The organism is Kitasatospora sp. NPDC094028, from assembly GCF_049543595.1.
Taxonomy (GTDB): domain Bacteria; phylum Actinomycetota; class Actinomycetes; order Streptomycetales; family Streptomycetaceae; genus Kitasatospora.
The window spans coordinates 83,234-104,831 of sequence record NZ_JBMVFA010000011.1; the positions used below are offsets into that span (position 1 = coordinate 83,234).

Below are 21,598 nucleotides of genomic sequence, written 5' to 3' on the forward strand. Positions count from 1 at the left end.
CCCGCGGCCGGACCGGGCCCGGGATCTGGCTGCAAAAACGTACGTTTTTGCAGCTGGATCCGAAGCAGTACAAGGGGCAGTGACCCCTCGTCAAATCGGCTGGCCCACCGAAGGACGGGCGAGGATGATGTCGGGGGTGCGACCGTGCTCAACCTGAAGGGGAGACCCACACGATGCCGCTTGACTGGTCCCGCGTCGGCGCCGGGAACAATGCGCCGCTGGTGCGCCCCCGGGAGATCTTCGCCGCGCTGTCGAAGCGGCCCTGGCCCTACCTGCGGCACGAGCAGGGCGAGGTGCTGGAGAGGTGGTTCGAGCGCCGCACCGACCGGGACGTGGTGATCAAGCAGAACACCGGCGGCGGGAAGACGGTCGCCGGCCTGCTCATCGCGCGCAGCACGCTGAACGAGGGCGTGGGCAAGGCCGTCTACCTCGCGCCGGACACCTACCTGGCCGGGCAGGTGCGGGCGGAAGCGGACCGGCTGGGCCTGGCCGCCACCGGCGACGCGGACGACCTGGCCTTCCGCTCCGGGCAGGCCATCTTGGTGACCACCTTCCAGAAGCTGGTCAACGGCAAGTCCGTCTTCGGGGTCGCCGGGGACGGCCGGCAGGCGATCGACCTGGGCGTCGTCGTCGTCGACGACGCCCACGCGGCCCTGGCCACCGCGGAGGGCCAGTTCCGCCTGACCGTGGTCGCCGACCACCCGGCCTACGCCGAGCTCCTCGCGCTGTTCGCCGACGACCTGGAGCAGCAGTCCCCGAAGGCGTGGGCGGACGTGCGCGCCGACGACTTCACCGCGGTGGTGCGCGTCCCCTTCTGGTCGTGGCAGGCCCGCCAGAGCGAGGTCATGGCCCTGCTGCACCCGCACGCCCAGGACAGGGACTTCAAGTTCGCCTGGCCGCTGATCGCGGACGTGCTGCCGCTGTGCGCGGTCACCGTCACCAGCCGCGGGGTGGAGCTGAAGCCGCCGTGCCTGCCCATCGCGATGATCCCCGCCTTCGACAAGGCCGTCCGCCGGGTGTACCTGACCGCCACGCTCGCCGACGACAGCGTCCTGGTCACCGACCTGGACGCCGACCCGAAGCTGGTGCAGCGGCCGGTCACCCCGGGCAGCGCCTCGGACCTGGGCGACCGCATGATCCTGGCGCCGGTCGCGCTCAACCGCTCCCTGGACGACGAGGCCGTACGGGTCCTGGCCCGGCAGCTCGCCGACGGCGACCGCGACGGCGACAGCGTCCGGGACGCCGAGCCGGTCAACGTGGTCGTGCTCGTCCCCAGCACCAAGGCCGCCGCCGCGTGGCAGCCGTACGCCGACCGCGTCCACTACGTCCGCGACCTTGAGGACGGGGTCGCGGCGCTGAAGGCCGGCCACGTTGGCCTGGTGGTGATGGTCAACAAGTACGACGGCGTCGACCTGCCCGGCGACGCGTGCCGGGTCCTGGTCCTGGACGGCGTCCCGCGCCCGATGGACGCCACCGAGCGCCGCGAAGCCGCCGTGCTCTCCGGCAGCCCCACCCTGCTGGCCCGCCAGATCCAGCGCATCGAGCAGGGCATGGGCCGGGGAGTGCGCGACAGCGAGGACCACTGCGTGGTCCTGCTGCTCGGCAGCGACCTCGCGGTGGCCACCCACGACCCGCGCCAGCGCGCGCTGCTCTCCCCGGCCACCCGGGCGCAGGTCGAGCTCAGCCGCGACATCGCCGACCAGATCCAGGGGGAGGGCCTGGACTCCCTGCGCAGCGCGATCGGCGCGTGCCTGGACCGGGACCCCCAGTGGGTGGCGGCCAGCCGCCGGGCCCTGGCGGAGATCCGCTACGCCGACAGCGGCGTCGTACGGCCGGAGGCCATCGCCTCCCGGGAGGCGTTCGACCTGGCGGTCACCGGCCGCCAGCGCGACGCCGCCGACGCGATGCAGCGCGCCACCACCGAGGTCGAGGACCCCGCCGTCCGCGGGTTGCTGCTGGAGCAGCGGGCCGCCTACCTGAACCACGTCGACCCCACCGCGGCGCAGCGCATGCTGGCCAAGGCCTCGGAGCAGAACCCGTTCGTGCTGCGCCCGGCCGCCGGGGTGCAGCCGGCGAAGCTGCGGGCCGCGGCCGTGCAGGCGAAGGCGGCAGCGGAGTTCCTGGACCAGGAGTACGGCGACGGCATGGCGCTGGTGCTCGGTGTGAAGGCGCTGCTGGACGGGGTCGTCTGGGGCGACCCCGAGCGCTCCGACGACGCGGAGGCGGCCTGGATGCGGCTCGGGCTCCACCTCGGCGTGACCAGCACCCGCCCGGAGAAGCTGTACGGGAAGGGCCCGGACAACTTGTGGGTGCTCAGCGACGAGCGGCACGCGGTGATCGAGCTGAAGACCGGGTGCGGCACCGACACGATCGCCAAGAGCGACCTGGACCAGCTGGGCGGCAGCGTCCGCTGGGACGCGAAGGCCTACAGCGGCGTCACGTCGCTGGCGGTCATGGTGCACCCCAGCGCGGTGCCCCACGACCTCGGCACCGCCGTGGACGGCATGCGGGTCGTCACCCCCGCCAAGTGGGAGGCGTTGAAGAAAGCGGTCACCGCCTTCGCGGTCGCCCTCGCCGACGGGAACGGCCGCTGGCGCGACGAGCAGGCCGTCGCCGAGCAGCTGGCCGCCGGCAAGCTGCTGGCGGGCAACTTCTTCCAGACCTACGCCGAGGCGCCGAAGCCGGCCGCCTGACGGGCGACTCGCCCGGCGGGCCGAGCAACAGCCGGCCCGCCGGGTGTCGGCCCCGGCCCGCCCGGCGCCCAGGGCCGCGGCCTGCTCGCACAGCCGGCCGTCACCGGCCCCGGCGCACCGAGCCACCGAGCCGGTGCCCTCGGGGGTCGACCCGGGCGTGCAGTTCCAGAAGGGCGGGCCCGCCCCCGGCGGCCCGCCCTCCTCGGCTCAGCTCGCGTGCCGCCCCCGCTTCGTCGGCCGCTGTTCCAGATCCGGCCGCACCTTGTACGACGGTACGATCGGCCGCTCTTCGTGGTGCGGGCACTCCTCACCCCGCTCGAGGTACTCGCGGTGCTTGTGCGTCTGGGTGCAGAACTTCCGGGTTCCCTTGGTGACCGCCGTGTACCCGTACTCCAGCGGGCCGCGCGGCGACGGCACCGCCGCGGGTGGCTCCACCGCTGGGGCCGGCCGGGGCTGGCGCGGGGTCGGCACCTCCTCGACCCGGGCGACCGACACCGACTCGGTGCGCTTGCCGCTCTTGCGCTTCTTGCCCTTGGCCCGGTTGTCCGGCAGCTCCACCACGACCTGTTCAGCCACGGCGACGAGCTGGCCGGGTGCCCGCCGGGGGTCGGTCAGCCGGTCCCAGCACGCGAACACCACCCGGGCCCAGGGCCACCGGCTGGCCGGGGACGGTGCGGCCGGCAGGTGCGCGCCGATCGGCACGACCATTTCTCCCGCCCGGACCAGCGGCAGCTCCTTCTGGCCGATCAGGGAGGGCGTCCAGAACGTCAGCCACAGGAACTCGACCTGCGGCTGTTCCACCAGGAAGCCCACCGACCGGTCGCGGCCCCGCGCGTCCTGCGCGTCCCGCGCCTCCCACTTGCCGTTGAAGTAGCGCTTCCGGTCCCCCTCGATGGGCTGCATGTCGGTGTGCCACCACGCCGGCCGGCCGAACGGCGCGGCAACGGGCAGTGCGGTGGCGTCCGGGTGCGGGGACCAGTCCGCCCGCCACGGGCCCCAGGACACCGCCACGACGGGCCGACTGCCCGCCCGGCCGATCGCGCGCTCGAACTGCATGAATCCCATGCCGCGCCGGCCCGGCACCCGGTCCCACGTGACCGGCAGCTCGCGCGCGTCGACGCGCTGCGCGGTAGCCAGGCGGGTCAGCCGCTCGTCGATCAGCCACACCGCGCCGGTCAGCAGCCGCTCGTCCTCCTGCCCCAGCAGGATCTGCGCCGCCTCGAGCGGGGAGTCCACCGCGGGCCCGAGCGTCATCTCGGGAAGGATCTCGGCCGTCGCCGCCACGGAGTCTGCGGTGAGCAGTTGGCGGCGCAGTTTGGCCCGCCAGCGCGAGGTCACCGCGGTGACGGGCTGGTGGAAGTCGAAGTGGTCGGCCGGGTCGGCCTCCAGCGGCTCGGTTCCGTGGTTCGGGTAGGGCGGCAGGACGACGCCGGCCGGGTCCATCGGCTCGCCGAACCCCGCTACTTCCAGCGCCCCCGCCAGCTCGGTGCGGGCCTGCGCGGCGTCGTGCTCGGCGCGGGCGGTGAACGCGGCGGCCGCGATCGAGGCGGTCTGCACCACCGGGTTGGCCAGTTCTGGGCGCATCCCGAGCGCGGGGCGCAGTACGGTCGTCGCCGCGTCCCAGCGGCCCCGCAGCCGCGCCTCGGCCAGCGCTGTGTCCAGCAGCTCGACGGCCGCCCGGACCAGCGCCCAGGCGTCGTCGGCCTTGCGGCCCAGCGGTCCCTTCGCCGAGCGGGCGTTCTCCATCCACACGGCGCGGTCGCTGGTGCCCGTGACGCGGTGCAGGTCCGGCTGGCCGCCGGGCAGCCGGTAGTCGGCCGGGGCGAGGTCTTCGATCCGGCCGAGGATCGCGGCCGTCACCTGGTCGTGGATGCCGGACCGCACCGCATGGCCGGTGATCTCGTTGACCAGCTCGTCGTCGGCGCGCCCGGCCGCATCGACCAGGACGTCGGCCAGCGCCGGGGCCAGGTCGTCGGGCTTCCCGGCCCGGTGCGAGCGGATCCGCTCCAGCAGCTCTCCCATGCCGGCCAGCTGCTCCACCTCGGCGCCGTCCAGCGGGCCGCGCCGGGCCTTGCCGGCCAGCTCACCGACCGCCTCGGCGGCCAGCTTCTCCATCTCGCCCAGGTCCACCCCATTCAGCCGGGCCAGCTGCAGCACCGCTTCCACGCAGTCGCGGTTCTCGCCGGCCCGGTCCAGCAGGGTGTGGATGCGGCCGGTGCCCATCATGTCGGACACCAGGCGCCCGTAGGAGGGGACGGCCGCCTCGGCGAGCATGGACAGCAGCGGGAACGCGATCTTCTCGTCCTCGCGGAACTGCGAGGCGAAGCCCTGCGCGACGGCGTCGAGCGCCCGCTCCGTGTCGGTGCGCGGGAAGGTGGTGTACAGGCCGACGGCCTTCTGCATCGTGCTCCGGCACCGCTCGGCGTCCGGCCAGTTCTCCTCCGCACGGTGGAGCGGGCGCTCGGTGGCGACTGCGTGGCGCAGGAACTCGTCCCGGTCTCGGCAGCGAGTCAGCCGGGCGATGTCGGGGATGCCGGAGCCGGTGCGCTCGTCGTCGGTGGCGCCGTGGCAGATCGCGGAGACGAGAAGCGCACCGACACGGCCGACGTGGTTGCTGCGGGCGGCCTTGAGGATCACCTGGGCGGCGGTCGGGTAGTCGTGGGCGCGGATCGCATCGACGAGCTGGCCGGTGGCGGTGGCCGCCGGATCGTGGCTGGGGCGCGGCAGGGGTGTGGTCAACGGCGTGGTCCATTCGCGTTCGGATAGGGGCCCGCCATCGCATTGTGTCGGGCGTCGGTGACAGTCGGTCAGGCTTTGAGTGCGGTCGGCGCCTCACGGATTCACCTCGTGGGGCCGGCCCCCGGCCCCGGAGTGCCGCAATCTCCACCGGTCGTCGGCCGCGGAGGCCTTCCGGGGCAGCGCGTCGGCCGGCCGGGGGCGCCGACCCGGGCGGCACCTACGGCCAGGGAGCGGGCAGCGTCGGATCGTCTGCTTCTTCGCGCTGCTGGTCGACGCGGTCGGCCGCGTCGCGGCGGGCTCGGTGCCACTGGTCGCTCTCGTGCCCGCTGGGCCGTTGGCAGCGCCTGCCCGCGCCTGCGCGGCAGCGCGGACAGGTGATCGAGCCCGGACAGGTGTACCCGTCGCTGAGCGAGTCGCAGGTGGGGCATGGCCCGCCGGGCAGCGGGTCGCCGGAGCGTTGCACCAGGACTCCGGCGGCGAGCAGCTCCCGGTACTGCCGGTGGTACACCGGGGCCGGGACCGGCTGGAAGACCGCGGGCCGGCCCCGGCCCCGATCACCGTCCGGCACGGGCCGAGTCCTGCCGGCGCCGTCCCGGCACCGGCACGGCGCCGATGGCCGTGATCGTGGACAGCACGTGGCGCATCGCGCCGATACCGCCCACCCCGGCCAGCGGCCGCCCGGCCTTCGGCCAGACCTGCGCGACGAGGTCGGCGTAGGCGGCCGGGGCCAGCACGGTCACCTCGGCCCGCTCGATACCCAGGGCCGCGGCCTGCTCGCGCAGCCGATCGGCCGTCACCGACCCCGGCTCACCGAGCCGGTGCTCGTACGGGGCGATGCGGGTGTCCAGCTCGAGCAGGCCGTGCAAGCCGGACAGCACCAGCACCCGGCCGCCGGTGCGGGTGAGCGCCTGCGCGGCCCGCCGACACGCCCAGTGCAGCGATCCCGTGTAGAGGTCGCGGACCGCCACCGGATGGTCGCTCGTCTGCTTGCCGGCGCTGCAGCCGACGATCACCACCCCGGGGGCGGGCGGGGCGGTCCGGCCGCCGGTCTTGGCCTCCAGCTCGGCCAGGGCCGCGAAGCCCTTGGGGGTCATCGTCTTGGTGCCGTCCGGGTTGCGGACCACCAGGAGGTCGGCGACCAGCTTGTCGAGGGCCGCTCCGTGGCCGTCGACCAGGCCCTGCTCGTTGGCGCGCAGGATCTTCGCGCCGGTGGGGGACAGGTCGTACTCGCTCATGCGGCGACTCCGTTCTGCGCAAGCACGGACTGGGGCTGGGACTTGCGGGCGAAGGCGCCTTCGGCGGTGGGCCAGATCAGGGTGATGCCGTACTGGGCGGCCAGGAGCCGCAGGTCGCGGTCCGGCTGCTCGGCCAGCAGCAGGGCCCGGCCGACACCCGGATCGGCGTAGCGGGCCAAGTCGTCGAGCAGCCCCACGGCCCGGTGCAGGGTGTCGCGGCTGCCGTCGGCCACCACGGTGACCAGTTCGTTGGCGGTCAAGTCGTACAGGTCGGAGCTGATGGCGGTGAGGTCGCCGGCGGGCGTGACCACCAGCCGGGCCAGGCTGTGGCCGCGCTGGCGCTGCCGCTGGCAGTACCGGGCCAGCAGTTGGGCGCCGGCCGGAGCCCGGCGGTCACCGGCGGCGTGCAGCAGCTGCGGGTCCAGAGCCGTCTGCTCGACGCGCGGCCTCCCGCGCGGCGCGTCGACCGTGGAGCGCACGCCGGTGGGCGCACCGTCCAGCGGCACCAGCCGGAAGACCATGCCGCGGATGGGTCCGAACTCGCCGGGCAGATCGGCGTGGACGTAGGGAAGGTCGGGGTCGACGGCGTACCGGCCCAGGTAGCGGGGGTCGCCGTCAGGGAGGTGGTGGAACAGCCGCAGCGTCTGGTCCGTGCGGCGGCGGCCCAGCAGTGCGGCGTTGCCCTGGGCGATGCGGTGGTGGCCTTCGCGGCTGCCCTCCCCGGTGAACATGTACCTGTGGCCGGTCCAGCCGTCGTGGACGGAGGACGCGTCGCTGATCAGCAGCAGGTGCTCGGTCCGGGAGGGCCGGATGCGGCCCTGCAGGCGGCCGCCGTAGCGGTTGGGCAGGTCCTTGAGCGGCACCGTGGCGCCGATCGGCAGGTCCCAGTCCATTGATCGTCTCCTAGGGTCAGCGCTCGGGGCGGCGCGGTGGCGGGTAGGTGGTGGCGGCCATCCGGATGCGCGTGCGCCGGGGGCCGATGGTGCGGGCGTAGCGGTGGTTGCCGCCGTGGTGGAGCGTGGTGGCGCCGATCTCGGCGAGCGCTCCGGCCAGCCAGGCGGCGCCGTCCTCCCCGGCCGCCCGGGGGCGGGCTCCGAAGGAGACCAGGCGGCGGGCGACTCCCCGTCCGCCCGGCTCGTCCTGGCGGACCTTGGCGGCGGCCCGGTCGTTGAGCACGGTGGCGTCGGGCAGCACCGTCAGCCGGCGCGGCCGGGTCCGGCCGAGGTAGTCGAACCCCTGGACCGCGTACACGTGACCTACGTGGCCGGGGGAGAGCTGCTGGGGCCCGTCCGGGGTGCTGCGCACCCGCGGGTACGGATCGGAATGCGCGAGAACTCCCCGTACGCCCAGGCGGGCCGCGCGGTCGAACGCGCGGGCGCAGAACCAGCTCTCGGCGTTGGACTCGGCCCGGTCCAGCAGGACCAGGCGGCTGAGTTCGAGGCTCTCGCGGTAGGGGACGAGGTCGTCGAAGACGGTGGTGAGCACCGCCTCGTTCATCGGTATACCGAGGGCGAGGACACCGAGCAGCCGCCCGCCCGGCGGCTCGCCGGGGCCGGGCTCCTCGTCGAGGCGCTGGAGGCCGAACGACATGCGTACGGCGGGCCATGAGCCGCTGTAGTGGTGCTCCCGGACGAAGCTGCTGGCCGGTCCCTGCTCCAGCGGCACGCAGCGGTGCAGCGCCGGGTCGAAGCCCCCGTCGCTCGTGCGCAACCAGGTGGGCTGACGGCGGTTCCAGCGCTGGCACCACCCGGCGGCGCCCGGCGGCGTCAGTTCGAGCTGCTCGGGCCGGCCGTGGCCCGTCACCGGCTGCTCGGGGTGCTGTCGGGCTCCCGGCCGGGGAAGGAGCCGGCGAGCCAGGCGCGCAGCCCGGCCTCGTCCTTGCACTCGGCGGCCAGGAAGGCGAGTTGGGCGGCGGTGCCGCCGTTGTTGACCGCGCTCGCGCGGCCGGAGAAGAGGTCGTGGACGAGGTCGTCGAGGTCCTCGTCGCCGAGCGCGAAGTCGGCCGTCAGCCGGTCGATCTGCGCATCGGTCAGCACAACGGTGTCGGTGGTGTCGGTGGTCATGATCATCGGTTTCTCGTTCAGGATGCGGTGGCCAGGGCCTGCTGGCGGCGGCGCAGTTCGGCCAGCGGCAGGGGACGGCGGACGCCGTCGCGCTGCTCGCGCAGGATCGCGACGTCGCCGAGTTCCTCGCGCAGCCGCTGCTCCTCGGCTTCCGCCCGGGCGAACTCCTCCGGGAAGAGCTGGAGAGTGCGGCGCCACTGGCGCTGACCTGCCTTGACGCACAGGCCAAAGCAGTTGTTGTGGTCGTAGCCGAGCTCGTAGAGCTCGGGGATCGCGATGCCCAGACTCCGGGCCTCGGCGAACAGGTCTGCCTTCGTCAGCTCGGGCTCGTCGTGCAGCGGGTAGAACACCTGCCACGGCCGCCAGCCGGCCGTGATGGCGCGGGCGCGGGCCTGGTCGCGGCGGGAGTTGTCCAGGCCGATGTAGAGCCGGTCGCGGGCGGGGTCGGCGTTCTCCTCCAACCAGCGCAGACACGGTTTGATCTTGAGTTCGAGGCTGCAGTGAGCAAGCCGGGAATTCCCGAGCCAGCGCTTGTCCGCGAACACCTCCCAAGGGGTGCGCCCGTCGCATACCCGGGTCAGCGGCACCTCGAGCAGGGCGGCCGCCTCCCGGCTGAAACGCCACAGGTCGGGGTGCTCGGCGAGGGTGTCCGCGATGAGCAGGACCAGCTCCTCGCTGCGGCGGCGGGCCAGGGCGGCCACCCGGGTGGCCACGGCGAAGGAGGCGATCCCGCCGCTGAACTGGACGATGTGCGCGACCGGCCCGGTGGCGGGCGGTGCGGGAGCGGCAGCCGGACGGCCGCCGGTCAAGGTGGTGGTCATGGTGGTGGTCCCGAAGGGGTTGGGGGGTGCGCGGGCACGCCGGCGCGCGGGCGCAGCGCAGGACGCGGGCAGCAGAGGAGGAGGAGAGGGGGGTGTCGAGGGTGTCGACGTCAGTCGAGGGTGCGCGCGGGCAGGCACAGGCCGGCGGGCGTCGCGACGAAGTGCGGATCGCGTTCGACGAGCAGCGGGCCCTGGACACGGCCGCGGGGCCGGCGCATGAGACGGGGAGCCAGGACGCACTCCTCGAGCTCGCCGAGAAGGAACTCGCCCCACTGCCCGAGCAACGTTCCGCAGCGGTGCCAGCCGTACGCCTTGCCGGTGGTGGGGTCCAACTCGGCGACGTACCAGTCGTAGTCCTCGACCGGGGCGCGGTAGTGGATGTGGAGGGTGCGCGCGTCCTGCGGGATGCCGCCGGTGGCGTTGAGCGCGGGGATGAGCGCGAGTTCGTGGAACGGCGGGTAGAAGTCGTCCTGACGCAGGTCGCGGTGGATCTCGGGCATCACCTCCCACGGCCCGGCGGGGAGGATGACGCTGCCGTTGACGATGCGGACGGTGGGGTCCATGGGGGTGGTTCTTCCTGTTGGTGGTGGTCGTGGTGGCCGCTCCAGGGTTTGCCCTCCCTGTTTCGACATTCATTAACCTACTCGAATCGTTCGGCATGGATCAAGACGGTTGAGGTTCAGGCCCCGCCCCCGGCGCGGGGGCTGCACCGCGGCCGGCCGCCCGGGCTGCGGCCCGCCGCCCGGACGGCCGGGCCGGTCACGCTGCGGCGGGCAGCGCCGCCGAGGCGACGTCGGCGAGCAGCGCCTCGGCGCGTACCTGCTCCAGAGCGGGCAGCTCCTCGGGCCACAGGCTGTGACCCAGGCGGTAGGCGAACGTCCAGGCGTCCATCTGGGTCCGAAAGGCGTCCAAGTCGCCGACGGTGAGCGTCAGGGCGCCCAGCTGGAGGCGGATCTGACCGGCGCCGGTGGGGCTGGCCTCGGCCGGGCGGGCGTCCACGTGGACGCCGTGCACGGGACCGGCGAACGTCAGGTGCCCGGAGAACTGCACGTCGTCCATGCCGGGGGCGCGCTGGGCGACCCGGGCGGCGTCGAAGGTGCTGGCGGCGAGGCGCTCGGCGTCGAGCCAGGCGCGGCAGGCGGCGAGGAGGGCGTGGGGGTGGCGAAAGCGCAGGCGGGCGGAGGGCATGGTGAGGAAGACCTCGCGGCCCAGCTGCACGGCCTGGACCTCGTGGGTGCCGACCAGGTAGACGGAGAGGGTGGCGCGGTGCCCGGTGACGGTGCTCATTCTCGACTCCTTGCTGGGGTTCATGGTGGCCGATCCCGGGGTTGCCCTCCCCGTTCCGACATGTACTAATCTACCCGCTCGGGGTGGTGGTGTCAACAGGACTGGAGGTGGTGGGGGCGTCCTCACGGGACGCCCCCACCACCATCCGGCCTCGTCAGGCCGCCGCCGGAAGGTCGTTCAGCTCCCCGCCCTCGTCCACCGGGGCCGCCGGCTGCTCCTCCATCACCGCCACGTCCGCCGTCTCGTGCTCGTCGCCCTCCTCGTCCCCGTCCTGCTCCTCGTCCTCGGAGTCCGCCTCGTCCTCCTCGTCGGTGACCGCGTACAGGCCCCGGTCCTCCTGCGGCGGGTTGTCCCGCTTCTCGCGCTCCTCGCGCAGCTCGGCGAGCAGGTCGATCTCCGGCTCGGCGAAATCGTGCCCGTACGCGCTCAGCAGCTCCAGCCAGGCGATCGCCCAGTCGAGGTCGAACGCCCAGTTCCGCTTCTGAAGGTTCACCTCGGCCATCACGGCAAGCTCGGCGAACATCATCAGGGGGAGCCGGTGCTCCGGAGTCCGGCTGATCCGCCGCGCCATCAGCTCGACGGGGTCCTGGTCCTTGGCGGGGGACGCGCCGATGATGCGCAGGACCTCCGCCTCGAAGCCGTCACTCGACCCCCGGTCGAAGGCGTAGGCGAACATCTGGGTCATGGTCGCCTTGCAGAGGCCCTTGGGGGTCTTGGCGGCGCGGGCGAGCTTGGTGATGAACTCCACGCGGATCTTCGCGGCGATCCGCAGCGCCTCCTCACGCTCGGCCTTCGCCTTGGCCTCGGCCGCCTGCGCCGCGCTCTCCTCCGCGCTCATGTGCCGGTAGTAGACGGTGACTTCGTGCCCGTAGCGGCGCGGCTCCCGGCAGACGTAGACGACGTAGCCGCGATCGTCCAGGTAGGCCGCGTGCCCGGCGCAGTCGGCGTGGGAGTCCTCGTTGTACGGCTCGCCCTCGGGGTCGTTGAGCTTCGACAGAGCCAGCGCCACGGCGCCGTACCCCGCCGGCTCGGGGACGACGGGGGTTCCAGCCTCGTGCAGCTCCTTGCGCGACTCCGCCTTGCGCTGCCGGATGTTCCGGCGGTTCTCCGCGCTGTCCAGCGCGTAGCGCAGGTTGCCGCCCTCGCTGGCCGTCTTGAGCAGCTTGGCGTACTCCTTGGGGTCGTCCTCGAACTCGCTGATCCGCTGGCCCTGTTCGATGGAGAGCTGACCGAGGTCGGCCGCGTCCCGGGCCGCCTTGGGGAGCTTGTGCAGCCGCAGGGACTCGCGGACCGTCTCCTCGTCCTGGGCGACCTCGGCGGCGATCTCCTCCACGTTCAGCCCTTCCAGGGCGAGCTGGTCGTAGACGGCCGCGATCTCGCTGGGCTTCATCTCGGTGCGGTGGATGTTCTCGCTGAGGGCCTGGATGAGCCGGACGGCGGTGCTGCTGATGTTCGTGCGCACCAGGGCGGGGATCAGCTCGTGCTCGGCGACCAGCGAGGCGGCGTGCCGGTGGTTGCCGAACACCAGGTCGTACATGCCGTCGCCGATCTCGGCCACGGTCACCGGCTCCAGCACGCCGTGCTTCTTCACGGAGGCCAGGAAGTCGGGTGCGAGATCGACGGGGCGGATCTTCCGCTCGGAGACGATCTTCCGGGGGTCGATCAGGGCCAGGACCAGGTCGTAGTCCGGCTGGCTCTCGACGCTGGCGGTGGGCTCGGTCTCGATGGTCTCGATGGCCTGGGGGGTCTCGACTGCGGTGGTCACGGCTTCTCCTCGGTGTGGTTCGCGGCGTCCGGCCCGGGGTTTGCCCTCCCCGTTCCGACATGCACTAATCTACTCTTCATGGGAAGGATTGTCAACCTCCCCACCCCGCCCGGCGAGCCGCCAGGCGGGGCAGCGCGGCGCTACGCGCCGACCGGGACGAGGGCCTCGGCGGGCAGCAATGCGGCCCAACTGGCGGCCTCGGCCTCGAGCCGGGCGGCCTCGGCCTGGGCGTCCAGGATGCGGCGCAGCACGCCCTCCCGGCGGGCCTCCAGGTCCGCGATGCGCACCGGGGCGACGGCGGCGGCCCTGGCCCGGATCAGGGCCGACCGGTCCGGGCGCGCCGCGTGGTGGCGGGCCACGGCGGCGACCAACTGGGCGGCGGCCAGGTTGACCCGGTCGGTGACCGTGGTGGCGGCATACAGGTCCCGGGAGGCCGAACGCCGCAGGCGGGCCGGGCGCTCCATCCAGACGTGCCAGCCGAAGCCCCAGTCCGAGCGGGTGGCGATGAGGCGTTCCATGTGCGACAGGCGGACGCGAGCCCGGCCGGCGAGCGCGATCCCGTGCACCAGTGGGTGCCCGGTCCAGCCGGTGATCCCGTCCGGGGCGGCCTGCGGCCCGGCCGGTCGGCCGTAGACGATCTCCAGGCGGTCGGCATCCTCGGCATCGGGGATCAGGGTGAACACTCCCGCGCCGGTCAGGCGGTAGCCGCTCGTGCCGCAACTCCAGTCCGTGGTGAGCTCTGCGGGCAGACGCGTTCCGGCCGGAGTGGTCAGATAGATCACGGCTTCTCCTCGATGGTGGTCGTGGTGGCCGATCCCGGGGTTTGCCCTCCCCGTTTCGACATTAACTATTCTACCCAATCGGGGCAGGCTTCGCCACCTCCTCGTCCGTGTAGTACGTCTCGCCGCGAGTCAGCGCCTCCTGCAACGAAGGGTCCTCGCCTTCGGCGGCCAGGAAAAACATCAGGTCGCCGAGGAGGTCGGCCAGCAGGGTCTGCCAGTCGCCGACCTCGTCCAGCGGGGTGTCGCCGCAGGTCTGCGCGTAGGTACGGAGTGCAGCACGGGCCCGCTCGGGTGCCTGGGTGATCATGAGCTACTGCCTTTCGTTGGTGGGTGGGTGTGTCGGGGTGGGTGCTCGGCCGCGTACGGGTTGGTCCCGTGGACTGTTCCCCCGGCCCCCCGGCGAAATGAGATCTTGGGGGCGGTGAGCGGCCGGAGGTCAAGCGCGGGAGGGAGTACCGCAGCCGGTAGAGCGACGAAGGAGCGGGCCGGCGAGGACACGGACCGGAGCGCTTGACCGCAGGCCGCGCGCCCCCAAAATCGAAAAGCCGGGAGGTCGGGGAGAAGCGCCGGGCGGGCCGCAGCGAAGCGAAGGCCCGGCCGGCGGGCAGCGCCCGGCGAAGCCGGGCACCACCCGGCGCAACGCGCCGGCCCATCGAAGGGCCGGCGTCGGAGTGCGCTTTAGCTGAAGACTCCGGCGTCGATGCCTTGCACGCGGGCCAGGCGGCGCCAGGGGCGGGCTAGATTCAGGCCGGTGGCGATGACGGGGTCAGCCGTATCGAGGTCGAGGTCGGTCACCGTCACCGCGGAGCGGTTCTCGGCTGGGCAGTGGGCGAGAACCGCTCCGCCTGGGGCAATGACCCCAGCCGGAGCGGTAGCCCCGTACTGGGCCGGCACGCTGTAGCCGAGCCAGAAGTTGAAGAGGGTGCCGTAGGACTTCGCCAGGTCGGCACGCATCGCGTCGTCGACCATCACCGACAACAACACACAGTCCACGTCCATCGACTCGTACTGCACGAACAGCTCGTGGAAGTTCGCCTCTACGCACAACGCCACGCCGAAGCGCCACCCGTCGACCTCGAAGACCACTGGATCCGCCCCGGGGGAGTACAGGCGGGTGCGCTCGGTGTTGGACAAGATCCGCTTGTCGTAGCAGGCGACCACCTCGCCCTGGTCGGAAACCACGAGCAGGCTGTTGCGCGGCCTTGCCGACTCGATGGGGCGGATAGTGCCGAACGCCGTCCACAGACCCAGCTCGCCGGCCAGGGCGCGGATCGCCTCCCCTTCCTCTTGCAGGACGTCCCAGCGCGTGGCGGACCAGTCCACGTGTCCGGCGCAGCTGGCCGGGTCGGTCGGCATGGTCCGCGGGTTGGGGTAGACCAGGGCCCCTTCGGGGAACTGCACGAGGCGGGCGCCGGCATCGGCGGCTTCGCGCATCAGCTGGCGGATCTCCTGGCCGCTGGCGCGCAGCAGCTCCGGGTCGGACGGGTCCTCGGGAACCCTGCTCTGCGCAACGGCCAGGCGCAGCGTCCGCGCGGCGTGGGCGTGATGGGGCAGTACGCTCTGCTGATTCATGGAACTCCTATCCGATTGATACCTACCCCCACGCCGGCCTGCCCACGTAGCCGCTGGCCCAGCCCTATCCCTCTCGCTTGGTCCAGCAGCCCTGGTCGGACGGCTCACGGGCCACGCTGTCGGTGGAGCAGGCAGGTGGGCGCCAGCCGAGAACCTCAGTTAGGGGCTTGCCGGAGTTCCGTTGACCGGCAGCTGCTGGTTCGGCATTAGGCAGCTGCCTGCACAGCCTCCAGGAATTCACCGACGCCGGGCGTCCGGCTGTAGGGCTCGAGCGTGCCGCTCAGGCTCGTGATCTGCCGAATGCAGCGGGTCGCGCCGATGTGCTGGGCGAGTACGAGAGCTTGACGCGCAGTGGCGGCGGCATTGTCGATCTCGCCTTGCCGAATCAGGCTCTCGGCCTCGTACGTGAGGAAGACAGCCCGGGTCTTGTCCCGGCTGCCGGGCAGCAGGCTGACGCCCTGGGCGATCTGCTGGTGAGCCGGGCGCGGCTCCCCGAGGTCGATGAGGCAGCGGCCGGTGTCCACGGCGAGGTCGGCGGCGCCCATCCAGGAGCACCAGGCGGGCGGGGTGCCGGTGGCGATGTTCAGGCAGTGCTCGGCGGCGTCGAGCGAGCGGCGGCTGGCACGGGCTTCGCCGACCATCGCCAAGGCGCGGGCCTTGCGCAGGTTCAGCAGCGAGCGTGCGGTGCGGTCCTGGGTGCGTGTCAGGGCGCGGTCGAGCACGGCGACGGCAGGTGAGGCGTCGCCGAGCCACATGCTCTGGTAGGCGAGGTCGGAGAGGATTCCGGCACCGCGGTCCGTGTCACCGGCATGATGGGCGGCGTGCAGGGCTGCGCTCCAGTAGTGGGCAGCGGCGGTGTGGTGCTCGTTGTCGAACTGGTACCAGCCGATCGTCTGCGCGAGTGCGGAGGCGAGCAGTTGGAGGCGGATGCCGACCTGCTGGGTGTAGGCGGCACCTTCGAGAAGGCCGACCACGGTGTCGTAGTAGCTGTCGAGGAGCTGTGCGGTGTGCTGGCGGTCGGCAGTGGCCATGCTGGTGAGCTGGTAGACGCTGGTCTCCAGCCAGGTGACGAACTCGGGGGCCACCTCCTTGCCGTCGTGAGCGGCCGCGGCCAGGGCGGGGTCGACAGTGGCCCACTGGTGAGCGAGGGTCACGAGGGCGGCTGGGGCGAGCCCCAGGAGGGTGCGGCGGTTGAGCATGGCGCGGCGGGGGGCCTCTCTGAGGGCGGCGACCGTGTCTCCCGTGCCCAGGAGCATCAGCGGCGCTTCGTTCCCGGGCAGCCAGTACGGCCAGCCCAGGAGCGGGACGAGTTCGGGATCGACACCGAGGGCTTCGGCCATCAGCTGCTGGGACCAGGTGCTCGGGGGGTTCGAGCTGGGCTGCTCCCAGGTGAAGATCTGCTGCTTGGTCGTGCCGGCCCGGCGGTCGTGGCGGCGTGCTGCAGCTCTCATCGCCGACGCCAGATCGGCCATCGACATGCCCGTCACGGCGCGGGCGACGGCGATCGGGTGCTGGATCCTGTGCACATCCACGGACCCATCTCAGCACCACCCGGTGCCCGCGCGGGCCGGAACGGGCAGGTTCCATGACCCCTCCATGACGGCCGGGCAAGGGGCCCATGACGCCTCCATGACGGTCGAACACTGGTACGCCGTACGGCGGTTCGACTGTACTCACACCTCCGGGCCGTCTAGGCCCGAGGACGAGCACCGTTCGGAGGTTCGGGGTGGACGACAGGGTGACGGTCGCGGTCAGCGGCCCGGACAACACGGGCAAGACGAAACAGCTGGGCATCCTGGCCCGCCGGCTGGGCGCTGCGGCGACGCCGGCCGGGCCGCTGGACGCACATGACAAGCGCTGGGCGGGGATCAAGGAGCGCGGGATGGGCGCGTGGTGGTGGCAGGACGCACCGGTGGAGGAGGTCGCCGACGTCCTCGCCTCCTCCTACCTCGCCCGCTCCCGCCACCCGCTCACCGCCGGGGCGGTACTGCGGCTGGTGGACCGCGGCATGCCGATGCTGGAGGCATCACTCGCCGCGACCTTGGCGGTCCGCGAGGACCTGGACGCACGGCGGGCCGCCGACCGGGCCCGCCGGCTGCTGGAGCCGTTCACCGACGCGCTGCTGGACGCCGAGGCCAGCGAGCGGAGCATCCTGCTGCTCCACGACGAGAACCCGGAGGTCGGCACCCGCCTGAGCCTGTCGCACGAGAAGACGGTCACCGACACCTACGCCGCCTACCAGCGGCACCTGCACGAGCAGATCCACCGGCTGGCCGACGCCAGCCGCTTCGACGCCGTGGTCCTGGTCGCCGGCCGACCGGTCGTCGCCGTCCAGGACGAGCTGCGCCGCCTGCTGCATCCGCACCACCCGGTCGTGCCCGCCGGATGCCTGCCCGGCGTCGGGGTGGTCGCGCTCGGCGGCCCGTCGGAGAGCGGCAAGAGCAGCGCCGGGGAGTACCTGCGCACCCGCCACGCCCACGACAGGTTGAAGATCGGCTACCTGCTCGAGGCCGCCGCCGCGCACGCCGGCATCCAGGCCCCGTACGCGCTCGCCCCGGTGGTGCGCGCCGAACTACTACTGGACGGCCTCGACCGCTACACCGCGGCGCACCACTACCTCGAGCGACTGACCATCGAGTCCCTGCACGAGTACGACGTCACTGCCGAACTGCGCCGGATGCTCGGCCAGCAGCTGACCGTCGCGTACCTGGAGGCAGCGCCGGAGGTGCGGATGCGCCGCAGCACCGCCGGGGCGGACGACGTCCTGGTGCGCGACGAGGTGAAGCGGTCGAGGGGAGCGGAGCGGATCCGGGAGATCGCCAACGTCGTGATCGACAACAACGGCTCCCGGCTCGCGCTGGAGCGCCAGCTCGACCACCTCGCGCTGGGCGCCGCCTGGCAGACGGCCGCACCGGTGGCCGCCCCGGTGAACACCCTGGGCTTGCCCGTTCACCTGGAGGTGTTCCTGACCGAGCTGCTGGAGCGCACCGCCACCGGCCCCGAGCCGCTGATCGACCTGCTGGCCGTCACCGGTAGCGGCGCCCGCGGCAAGTACCAGCACGGCTGGTCCGACCTGGACGTGTTCGTCATCGCCGACCCGGGCCGAACGCAGGAGCTGCGCCGCCTCCTGGCGGAGGTTCAGGACGAGCTCGGGCAGGTGAAGCTCGGCCTGACCGTCCTGTCCCTCGGCGAGTGCTTCGCCGGCGCGGTCACCTCCCGCCTGCTGCACGTGCTCACCCTGCTCGGCTCCGGGGCGCTCCAGCCCCAGTGGGTCCGCCCCGGGCTGGTGATCCCCGCCCCGCAGCTGGCCGACGACGTGACCGCGAGCGCGAAGGCGGGTGTCCAGGCGGCGGTGGAGATCCGCCGCCAGCTCCTCAAGGGCGCACCCGACCTGCGGGCCCTCTACAAGATCACCGCGCTGCTCGCCAAGGTGCTGCTGCGTTTCGAGGGCGTGGAGCGCTCCGGCGACGACGAAGCCCTGGCCGACCTCGCGCAGCTGGCCGGCAACGCTGCCGCCCTGACCGCGAAGGCCCGCGACGACCGCGGTGCGGCATGCGAGCTGGCGCAGTTGGTCCTCGGCCAGTGGATGGCGACCATGCCCTCCGCCATCGGGGAGAAGGTGTGACGCCGGAGCAGCGGACCTTCCGCAAGAGGATGCCCCGGGACCTGGCGACGGCGGAGGAGTTCGGCTGGCGTCAGCTCGCCGGCCGCCTCCAGGTCCCGGCCCTGCACGCGCGCCTTGAGGTCGACGCGACCCGCGATGACCTGGTGTACGAGGACGTGTTCGCCTCCGGCCGGGCCGGGCACCTGCTCGGCGACCTCATCGCCCTCGCCGACCACGACCCCACCGCGCTGGATGCGGTCACCGACCTGGTCGACGCCGTCTGCGACGACCTCATCGGCGCGGTGGCCACCAGCGGCCGCACCGCCCCCCTCGCCGAGTGCGTCCCCGGCCTGTACGCCGACCGCCTGCGCCCCGGCGGCCGCATCGACGCCTGGTGGCTCGATCCCGATCTCACCCTCACCACGGCGGACGGCCCGGACCTGCCCGCCGTACGGGACCTGGCTGGCTACACCTTCACGGTCAACGGCACCCGGCTGGCCCTGGACGTCCCCGCAGCGATCCACGCCGCCCGCACCGCCCTCAACCCGACCAGCCGCTGGGCCACCGCCCTCACCCAGGGCGACCCCACCGAACCCAACATCGTCAGCACCGCCTCCGGGGCGTGCTGGCTCGACTTCGAGTACGCCGGCCGCAACACCATCGCCGGGGAGAGCGCCAACCTGCTGTGGTACCTGCTCGCCCTCGGCGGCTGGCTGGTCCCCCTCCACCAGCGCGACACCTACGTCCGCACCCTGCGCCTGCACCTGCCCCCGGCCGCGGTCCCCGCTGTCCACCACGCCGAGATCTCCACCCACCACCGCCACCTCGACCTCGCCTACACCTGGGCCGCCGGCCCCGGCCGCCGCGCCGCCCTCGCCCGCCTGCTGATCCGTCTCACCGGCGACCTCGGCGCCGCTGCCGGTCTCCCGGCCGGCCGGGAGCTGGAGGCGCTGCGCCCCTTCCTGACCGCACGGATCCTCGGTGTGATCCCGCCCAGGTCCCTCGGCGACGACGAGTTGCTGCTCGTCATGGCCAAGCTCGCCGAGACCCAGCACCTCGCCGACCAGCTCGTCCGCACCGACCCGATGTCCGCATCCGCCCCTGCGTCCCTGGAGCTGCTGTGACCCTCACCTCCACCGAGCTGCCCCTCGCCACCCGTCCCCTCCAGGGCCGCACCGCCCTGATCACCGGGGCGGCGACCGGGATCGGAGCCGCCACCGCCCGCGCCCTCGCCGCGGCCGGCGCCATCGTCGCCATCGCCCACCTCGACCAGATCGACCAGGCCGGCGAAGTCCTCGACGCCGTCCGCCGGACCGGCTCCAACGGCATCGAGATCAGCGCCGACCTCACCGATCCTGACGCCGTCGCCATGATGGCCAGCCAGATCCGCAACGAGCTCGGCCCGGTGGACATCCTCGTCAACAACGCCGGCGCCTACCCGAGGATCGAGTGGGCGGACACCGACGAGGACGTCTGGGCCACGGCACTCAGCATCAACCTGACCGCGCACTACCGCACCTGCCGCGCCTTCACCCCCGCCATGATCGAGCGCGGCTGGGGGCGGATCATCAACGTCTCCTCCGTCAACGCGCGCCTCGGCCGCCCCGGACTGACCGCCTACAGCACGGCCAAGGCCGGAATCCTCGGCCTCACCCCGTCGCTGGCCAGGGAACTTGGCCACCACGGCATCACGGTGAACACTGTCCTCCCGGGAGCAATCCAGGTCTCGGCCGAGAACGGCCTCCCCGCGCACCACCGTGCCCGGCCCGAGGACCAGATCGCCCGCCAGTGCGTCCCCCGCCGGGGCCAGCCCGAGGACGTCGCCGCCGCCATCGCCTTCCTCGCCAGCCCCAGCGCATCGTTCATCACCGCCCAGTCGTTGAGCATCGACGGCGGCTGGATGCCCCACTGACCCACCACGACCACCAGGGAGAAGCCCCATGAAGGAGCGCGTCCGCGCCATCCTCCTCACCGCCGCCGGCACGACGCTGGTGATCAACCGCATCCGCCCCGGCATCCCCGCCTACCAGGTCCTCGTCGGCGGCGGCGTCGAGCCCGAGGACGCCAACCTGGAGGCCGCGCTGCTGCGGGAGATTCGGGAGGAGATCGCCGGCGAAGCCCTCGACCTGCGTGCGTTCTGCCAGCTGCGGAACGACAAGGGCGAGATCGAGCACTTCTACGCCGCCCGGATCGTCAAGTGGAACTTCGACGACCGCACCGGACCCGAGTTCCAGCGCGACGACCGCGGCGAGTACCAGCTCCAGGAGGTCCCGCTCACCGTCGAGGCCATCGACACCCTGAACCTGATGCCGCCCCAGGTCAAGGACGCGCTGCTCCACGCGATCCGGGCAGGAAGCCTCACCGCCGCCATGGCGTAGCCAACCGTCGCCAGCTCAATCCAGCAGCCTGGCCGGCTGAATCATCGCGCCCGGGCCAGCCAGTTCCGCCCGGTGGGGTGGCAACCCCGGGCGCCACCCCACCGAGGCGCGGCAGCGCCCAGCGCCAGGCGCCGCCCACCCCAGCCCAGGGACGCCGGAGGTCGAAGGTATGTGAGGGTCAGTTCAGGATCTGGCGTAGGTGTGCGACGTCCTGGGCGAACTGGGGCGAAGCATCGGGCTGGTGTTCCAGGAGCGCTGAGGGAAGCTGCATGCCGGGGGCCGGGTCGTCTTCCGGCCGGGGAATCACGTGGACGTGGAGGTGCGGGACCGCGTTCCCCTGCACCTCGTAGTTCATCTTGGCCGGCTGCAGGTACTGCTCGATGGCCAGGCCGGCACGGAGCACGTCGCGGAAGAACCCGGCGACCTCGTCTGGGGTGAGCTGGGTCGGCTCGGCGACGTGAGGGCCGTTCCAGATCGCGACGGCGTAGCCGCGCAGGGCTGCCCGGTTCAGGTAGACGTCGGCGTATCCACCCTTCATGATCCTTTCTCCGCGCCCGTTGTCGTCCAGTCCTCTGGTGTCGCACATGCCGCAGCCGAAGCCGGCCTTTCGGTCGTTCCAGTCAGCGGGCCAGGACGATTCGCTCATGATCCCTGCATAG

General features: G+C 72.7%; 20 protein-coding genes. 5 read left to right on the plus strand and 15 right to left on the minus strand.

Going from position 1 to position 21,598, the window contains the following annotated elements; translation table 11 throughout:
* Nucleotides 1-173 precede the first annotated feature (173 nt).
* Nucleotides 174-2,693 (plus strand): DEAD/DEAH box helicase, encoded by a 2,520-nt coding sequence (locus ACPC54_RS18755; RefSeq protein ID WP_498966034.1) that lies wholly within the window; start codon nucleotides 174-176, stop codon nucleotides 2,691-2,693.
* A 207-nt stretch (nucleotides 2,694-2,900) separates the two neighbouring features.
* On the opposite strand, the gene ACPC54_RS18760 is transcribed toward ACPC54_RS18755, so the two are convergent.
* From ACPC54_RS18760 to ACPC54_RS18825, 14 genes are all read right to left on the minus strand, one after another.
* Nucleotides 2,901-5,432, minus strand: a complete 2,532-nt coding sequence (locus ACPC54_RS18760; RefSeq protein ID WP_498966036.1) for a hypothetical protein — start codon at nucleotides 5,430-5,432, stop codon at nucleotides 2,901-2,903.
* A 217-nt stretch (nucleotides 5,433-5,649) separates the two neighbouring features.
* Nucleotides 5,650-6,000 carry a hypothetical protein gene (locus ACPC54_RS18765; protein ID WP_498966038.1) on the minus strand — a complete coding sequence of 117 codons (351 nt, stop codon included), beginning with the start codon at nucleotides 5,998-6,000 and terminating at the stop codon, nucleotides 5,650-5,652.
* Nucleotides 5,987-6,667: a DUF6884 domain-containing protein gene (locus tag ACPC54_RS18770; protein ID WP_498966040.1), complete on the minus strand. Its 681-nt coding sequence runs from the start codon at nucleotides 6,665-6,667 to the stop codon at nucleotides 5,987-5,989. Before ACPC54_RS18770 ends, ACPC54_RS18765 begins: the two co-directional genes overlap by 14 nt.
* The gene (locus ACPC54_RS18775) at nucleotides 6,664-7,560 is read right to left on the minus strand and encodes an SRA domain-containing endonuclease (protein WP_498966041.1); all 897 of its coding nucleotides are present in this window, start codon (nucleotides 7,558-7,560) and stop codon (nucleotides 6,664-6,666) included. The genes ACPC54_RS18770 and ACPC54_RS18775 overlap by 4 nt, the downstream gene beginning before the upstream one ends.
* A 16-nt stretch (nucleotides 7,561-7,576) precedes the next feature.
* Nucleotides 7,577-8,470 carry a Mom family adenine methylcarbamoylation protein gene (locus ACPC54_RS18780; protein WP_498966043.1) on the minus strand — a complete coding sequence of 298 codons (894 nt, stop codon included), beginning with the start codon at nucleotides 8,468-8,470 and terminating at the stop codon, nucleotides 7,577-7,579.
* Entirely contained in the window at nucleotides 8,467-8,736 is a 270-nt protein-coding gene (locus ACPC54_RS18785) for a hypothetical protein (RefSeq protein WP_498966045.1), read from the minus strand. Before ACPC54_RS18785 ends, ACPC54_RS18780 begins: the two co-directional genes overlap by 4 nt.
* Before the next feature lie 11 nt (nucleotides 8,737-8,747).
* Entirely contained in the window at nucleotides 8,748-9,551 is an 804-nt protein-coding gene (locus tag ACPC54_RS18790; RefSeq protein ID WP_498966046.1) for an adenine nucleotide alpha hydrolase family protein, read from the minus strand.
* Nucleotides 9,552-9,661: 110 nt separating this feature from the next.
* A complete protein-coding gene (locus tag ACPC54_RS18795; protein WP_498966047.1) occupies nucleotides 9,662-10,114 on the minus strand; it encodes a hypothetical protein in 453 nt (150 codons plus the stop codon).
* A 196-nt stretch (nucleotides 10,115-10,310) separates the two neighbouring features.
* A complete protein-coding gene (locus ACPC54_RS18800) occupies nucleotides 10,311-10,838 on the minus strand; it encodes a hypothetical protein (protein WP_498966048.1) in 528 nt (175 codons plus the stop codon).
* A 154-nt stretch (nucleotides 10,839-10,992) separates the two neighbouring features.
* On the minus strand, nucleotides 10,993-12,603 hold the full coding sequence (locus tag ACPC54_RS18805; RefSeq protein ID WP_498966049.1) for a ParB/RepB/Spo0J family partition protein: 1,611 nt from the start codon (nucleotides 12,601-12,603) through the stop codon (nucleotides 10,993-10,995).
* A gap of 140 nt (nucleotides 12,604-12,743) precedes the next feature.
* Nucleotides 12,744-13,385 carry a hypothetical protein gene (locus tag ACPC54_RS18810; RefSeq protein ID WP_498966050.1) on the minus strand — a complete coding sequence of 214 codons (642 nt, stop codon included), beginning with the start codon at nucleotides 13,383-13,385 and terminating at the stop codon, nucleotides 12,744-12,746.
* Between the two features lie 70 nt (nucleotides 13,386-13,455).
* Nucleotides 13,456-13,692: a hypothetical protein gene (locus ACPC54_RS18815; RefSeq protein ID WP_498966051.1), complete on the minus strand. Its 237-nt coding sequence runs from the start codon at nucleotides 13,690-13,692 to the stop codon at nucleotides 13,456-13,458.
* A 371-nt stretch (nucleotides 13,693-14,063) separates the two neighbouring features.
* Nucleotides 14,064-14,957 (minus strand): carbon-nitrogen hydrolase family protein, encoded by an 894-nt coding sequence (locus ACPC54_RS18820; RefSeq protein ID WP_498966052.1) that lies wholly within the window; start codon nucleotides 14,955-14,957, stop codon nucleotides 14,064-14,066.
* A 206-nt stretch (nucleotides 14,958-15,163) separates the two neighbouring features.
* Nucleotides 15,164-16,489: an NsdA family TPR-like regulatory protein gene (locus ACPC54_RS18825; protein WP_498966054.1), complete on the minus strand. Its 1,326-nt coding sequence runs from the start codon at nucleotides 16,487-16,489 to the stop codon at nucleotides 15,164-15,166.
* Nucleotides 16,490-16,683: 194 nt separating this feature from the next.
* Between ACPC54_RS18825 and ACPC54_RS18830 the strand changes: the two genes are divergently transcribed.
* Genes ACPC54_RS18830 through ACPC54_RS18845 form a run of 4 tightly spaced genes read left to right on the plus strand, consistent with a single transcriptional unit; the run spans nucleotide 16,684 to nucleotide 20,939 of the window.
* Nucleotides 16,684-18,582: a nucleotidyltransferase domain-containing protein gene (locus ACPC54_RS18830; RefSeq protein WP_498966056.1), complete on the plus strand. Its 1,899-nt coding sequence runs from the start codon at nucleotides 16,684-16,686 to the stop codon at nucleotides 18,580-18,582.
* On the plus strand, nucleotides 18,579-19,685 hold the full coding sequence (locus ACPC54_RS18835; RefSeq protein ID WP_498966058.1) for a hypothetical protein: 1,107 nt from the start codon (nucleotides 18,579-18,581) through the stop codon (nucleotides 19,683-19,685). The genes ACPC54_RS18830 and ACPC54_RS18835 overlap by 4 nt, the downstream gene beginning before the upstream one ends.
* Nucleotides 19,682-20,473, plus strand: a complete 792-nt coding sequence (locus ACPC54_RS18840; protein ID WP_498966060.1) for an SDR family NAD(P)-dependent oxidoreductase — start codon at nucleotides 19,682-19,684, stop codon at nucleotides 20,471-20,473. Before ACPC54_RS18835 ends, ACPC54_RS18840 begins: the two co-directional genes overlap by 4 nt.
* A 28-nt stretch (nucleotides 20,474-20,501) precedes the next feature.
* Nucleotides 20,502-20,939 carry an NUDIX domain-containing protein gene (locus ACPC54_RS18845; protein ID WP_498966061.1) on the plus strand — a complete coding sequence of 146 codons (438 nt, stop codon included), beginning with the start codon at nucleotides 20,502-20,504 and terminating at the stop codon, nucleotides 20,937-20,939.
* Between the two features lie 178 nt (nucleotides 20,940-21,117).
* Here ACPC54_RS18845 and ACPC54_RS18850 read toward each other — a convergent pair whose 3' ends face one another.
* Complete coding sequence (locus tag ACPC54_RS18850) at nucleotides 21,118-21,585, minus strand: HIT family protein (RefSeq protein ID WP_498966063.1); 468 nt, start codon at nucleotides 21,583-21,585, stop codon at nucleotides 21,118-21,120.
* Nucleotides 21,586-21,598 lie beyond the last annotated feature (13 nt).

Bases quoted from the DNA above. Each gene is read 5' to 3' on its own strand.
- ACPC54_RS18775 (WP_498966041.1), bottom strand. From the start codon at position 7,560: ATGGACTGGGACCTGCCGATCGGCGCCACGGTGCCGCTCAAGGACCTG.
- ACPC54_RS18785 (WP_498966045.1), bottom strand. From the start codon at position 8,736: ATGATCATGACCACCGACACCACCGACACCGTTGTGCTGACCGATGCG.
- ACPC54_RS18845 (WP_498966061.1), top strand. From the start codon at position 20,502: ATGAAGGAGCGCGTCCGCGCCATCCTCCTCACCGCCGCCGGCACGACG.
- ACPC54_RS18770 (WP_498966040.1), bottom strand. From the start codon at position 6,667: ATGAGCGAGTACGACCTGTCCCCCACCGGCGCGAAGATCCTGCGCGCC.
- ACPC54_RS18815 (WP_498966051.1), bottom strand. From the start codon at position 13,692: ATGATCACCCAGGCACCCGAGCGGGCCCGTGCTGCACTCCGTACCTAC.
- ACPC54_RS18800 (WP_498966048.1), bottom strand. From the start codon at position 10,838: ATGAGCACCGTCACCGGGCACCGCGCCACCCTCTCCGTCTACCTGGTC.
- ACPC54_RS18820 (WP_498966052.1), bottom strand. From the start codon at position 14,957: ATGAATCAGCAGAGCGTACTGCCCCATCACGCCCACGCCGCGCGGACG.
- ACPC54_RS18795 (WP_498966047.1), bottom strand. From the start codon at position 10,114: ATGGACCCCACCGTCCGCATCGTCAACGGCAGCGTCATCCTCCCCGCC.
- ACPC54_RS18755 (WP_498966034.1), top strand. From the start codon at position 174: ATGCCGCTTGACTGGTCCCGCGTCGGCGCCGGGAACAATGCGCCGCTG.
- ACPC54_RS18790 (WP_498966046.1), bottom strand. From the start codon at position 9,551: ATGACCACCACCTTGACCGGCGGCCGTCCGGCTGCCGCTCCCGCACCG.
- ACPC54_RS18850 (WP_498966063.1), bottom strand. From the start codon at position 21,585: ATGAGCGAATCGTCCTGGCCCGCTGACTGGAACGACCGAAAGGCCGGC.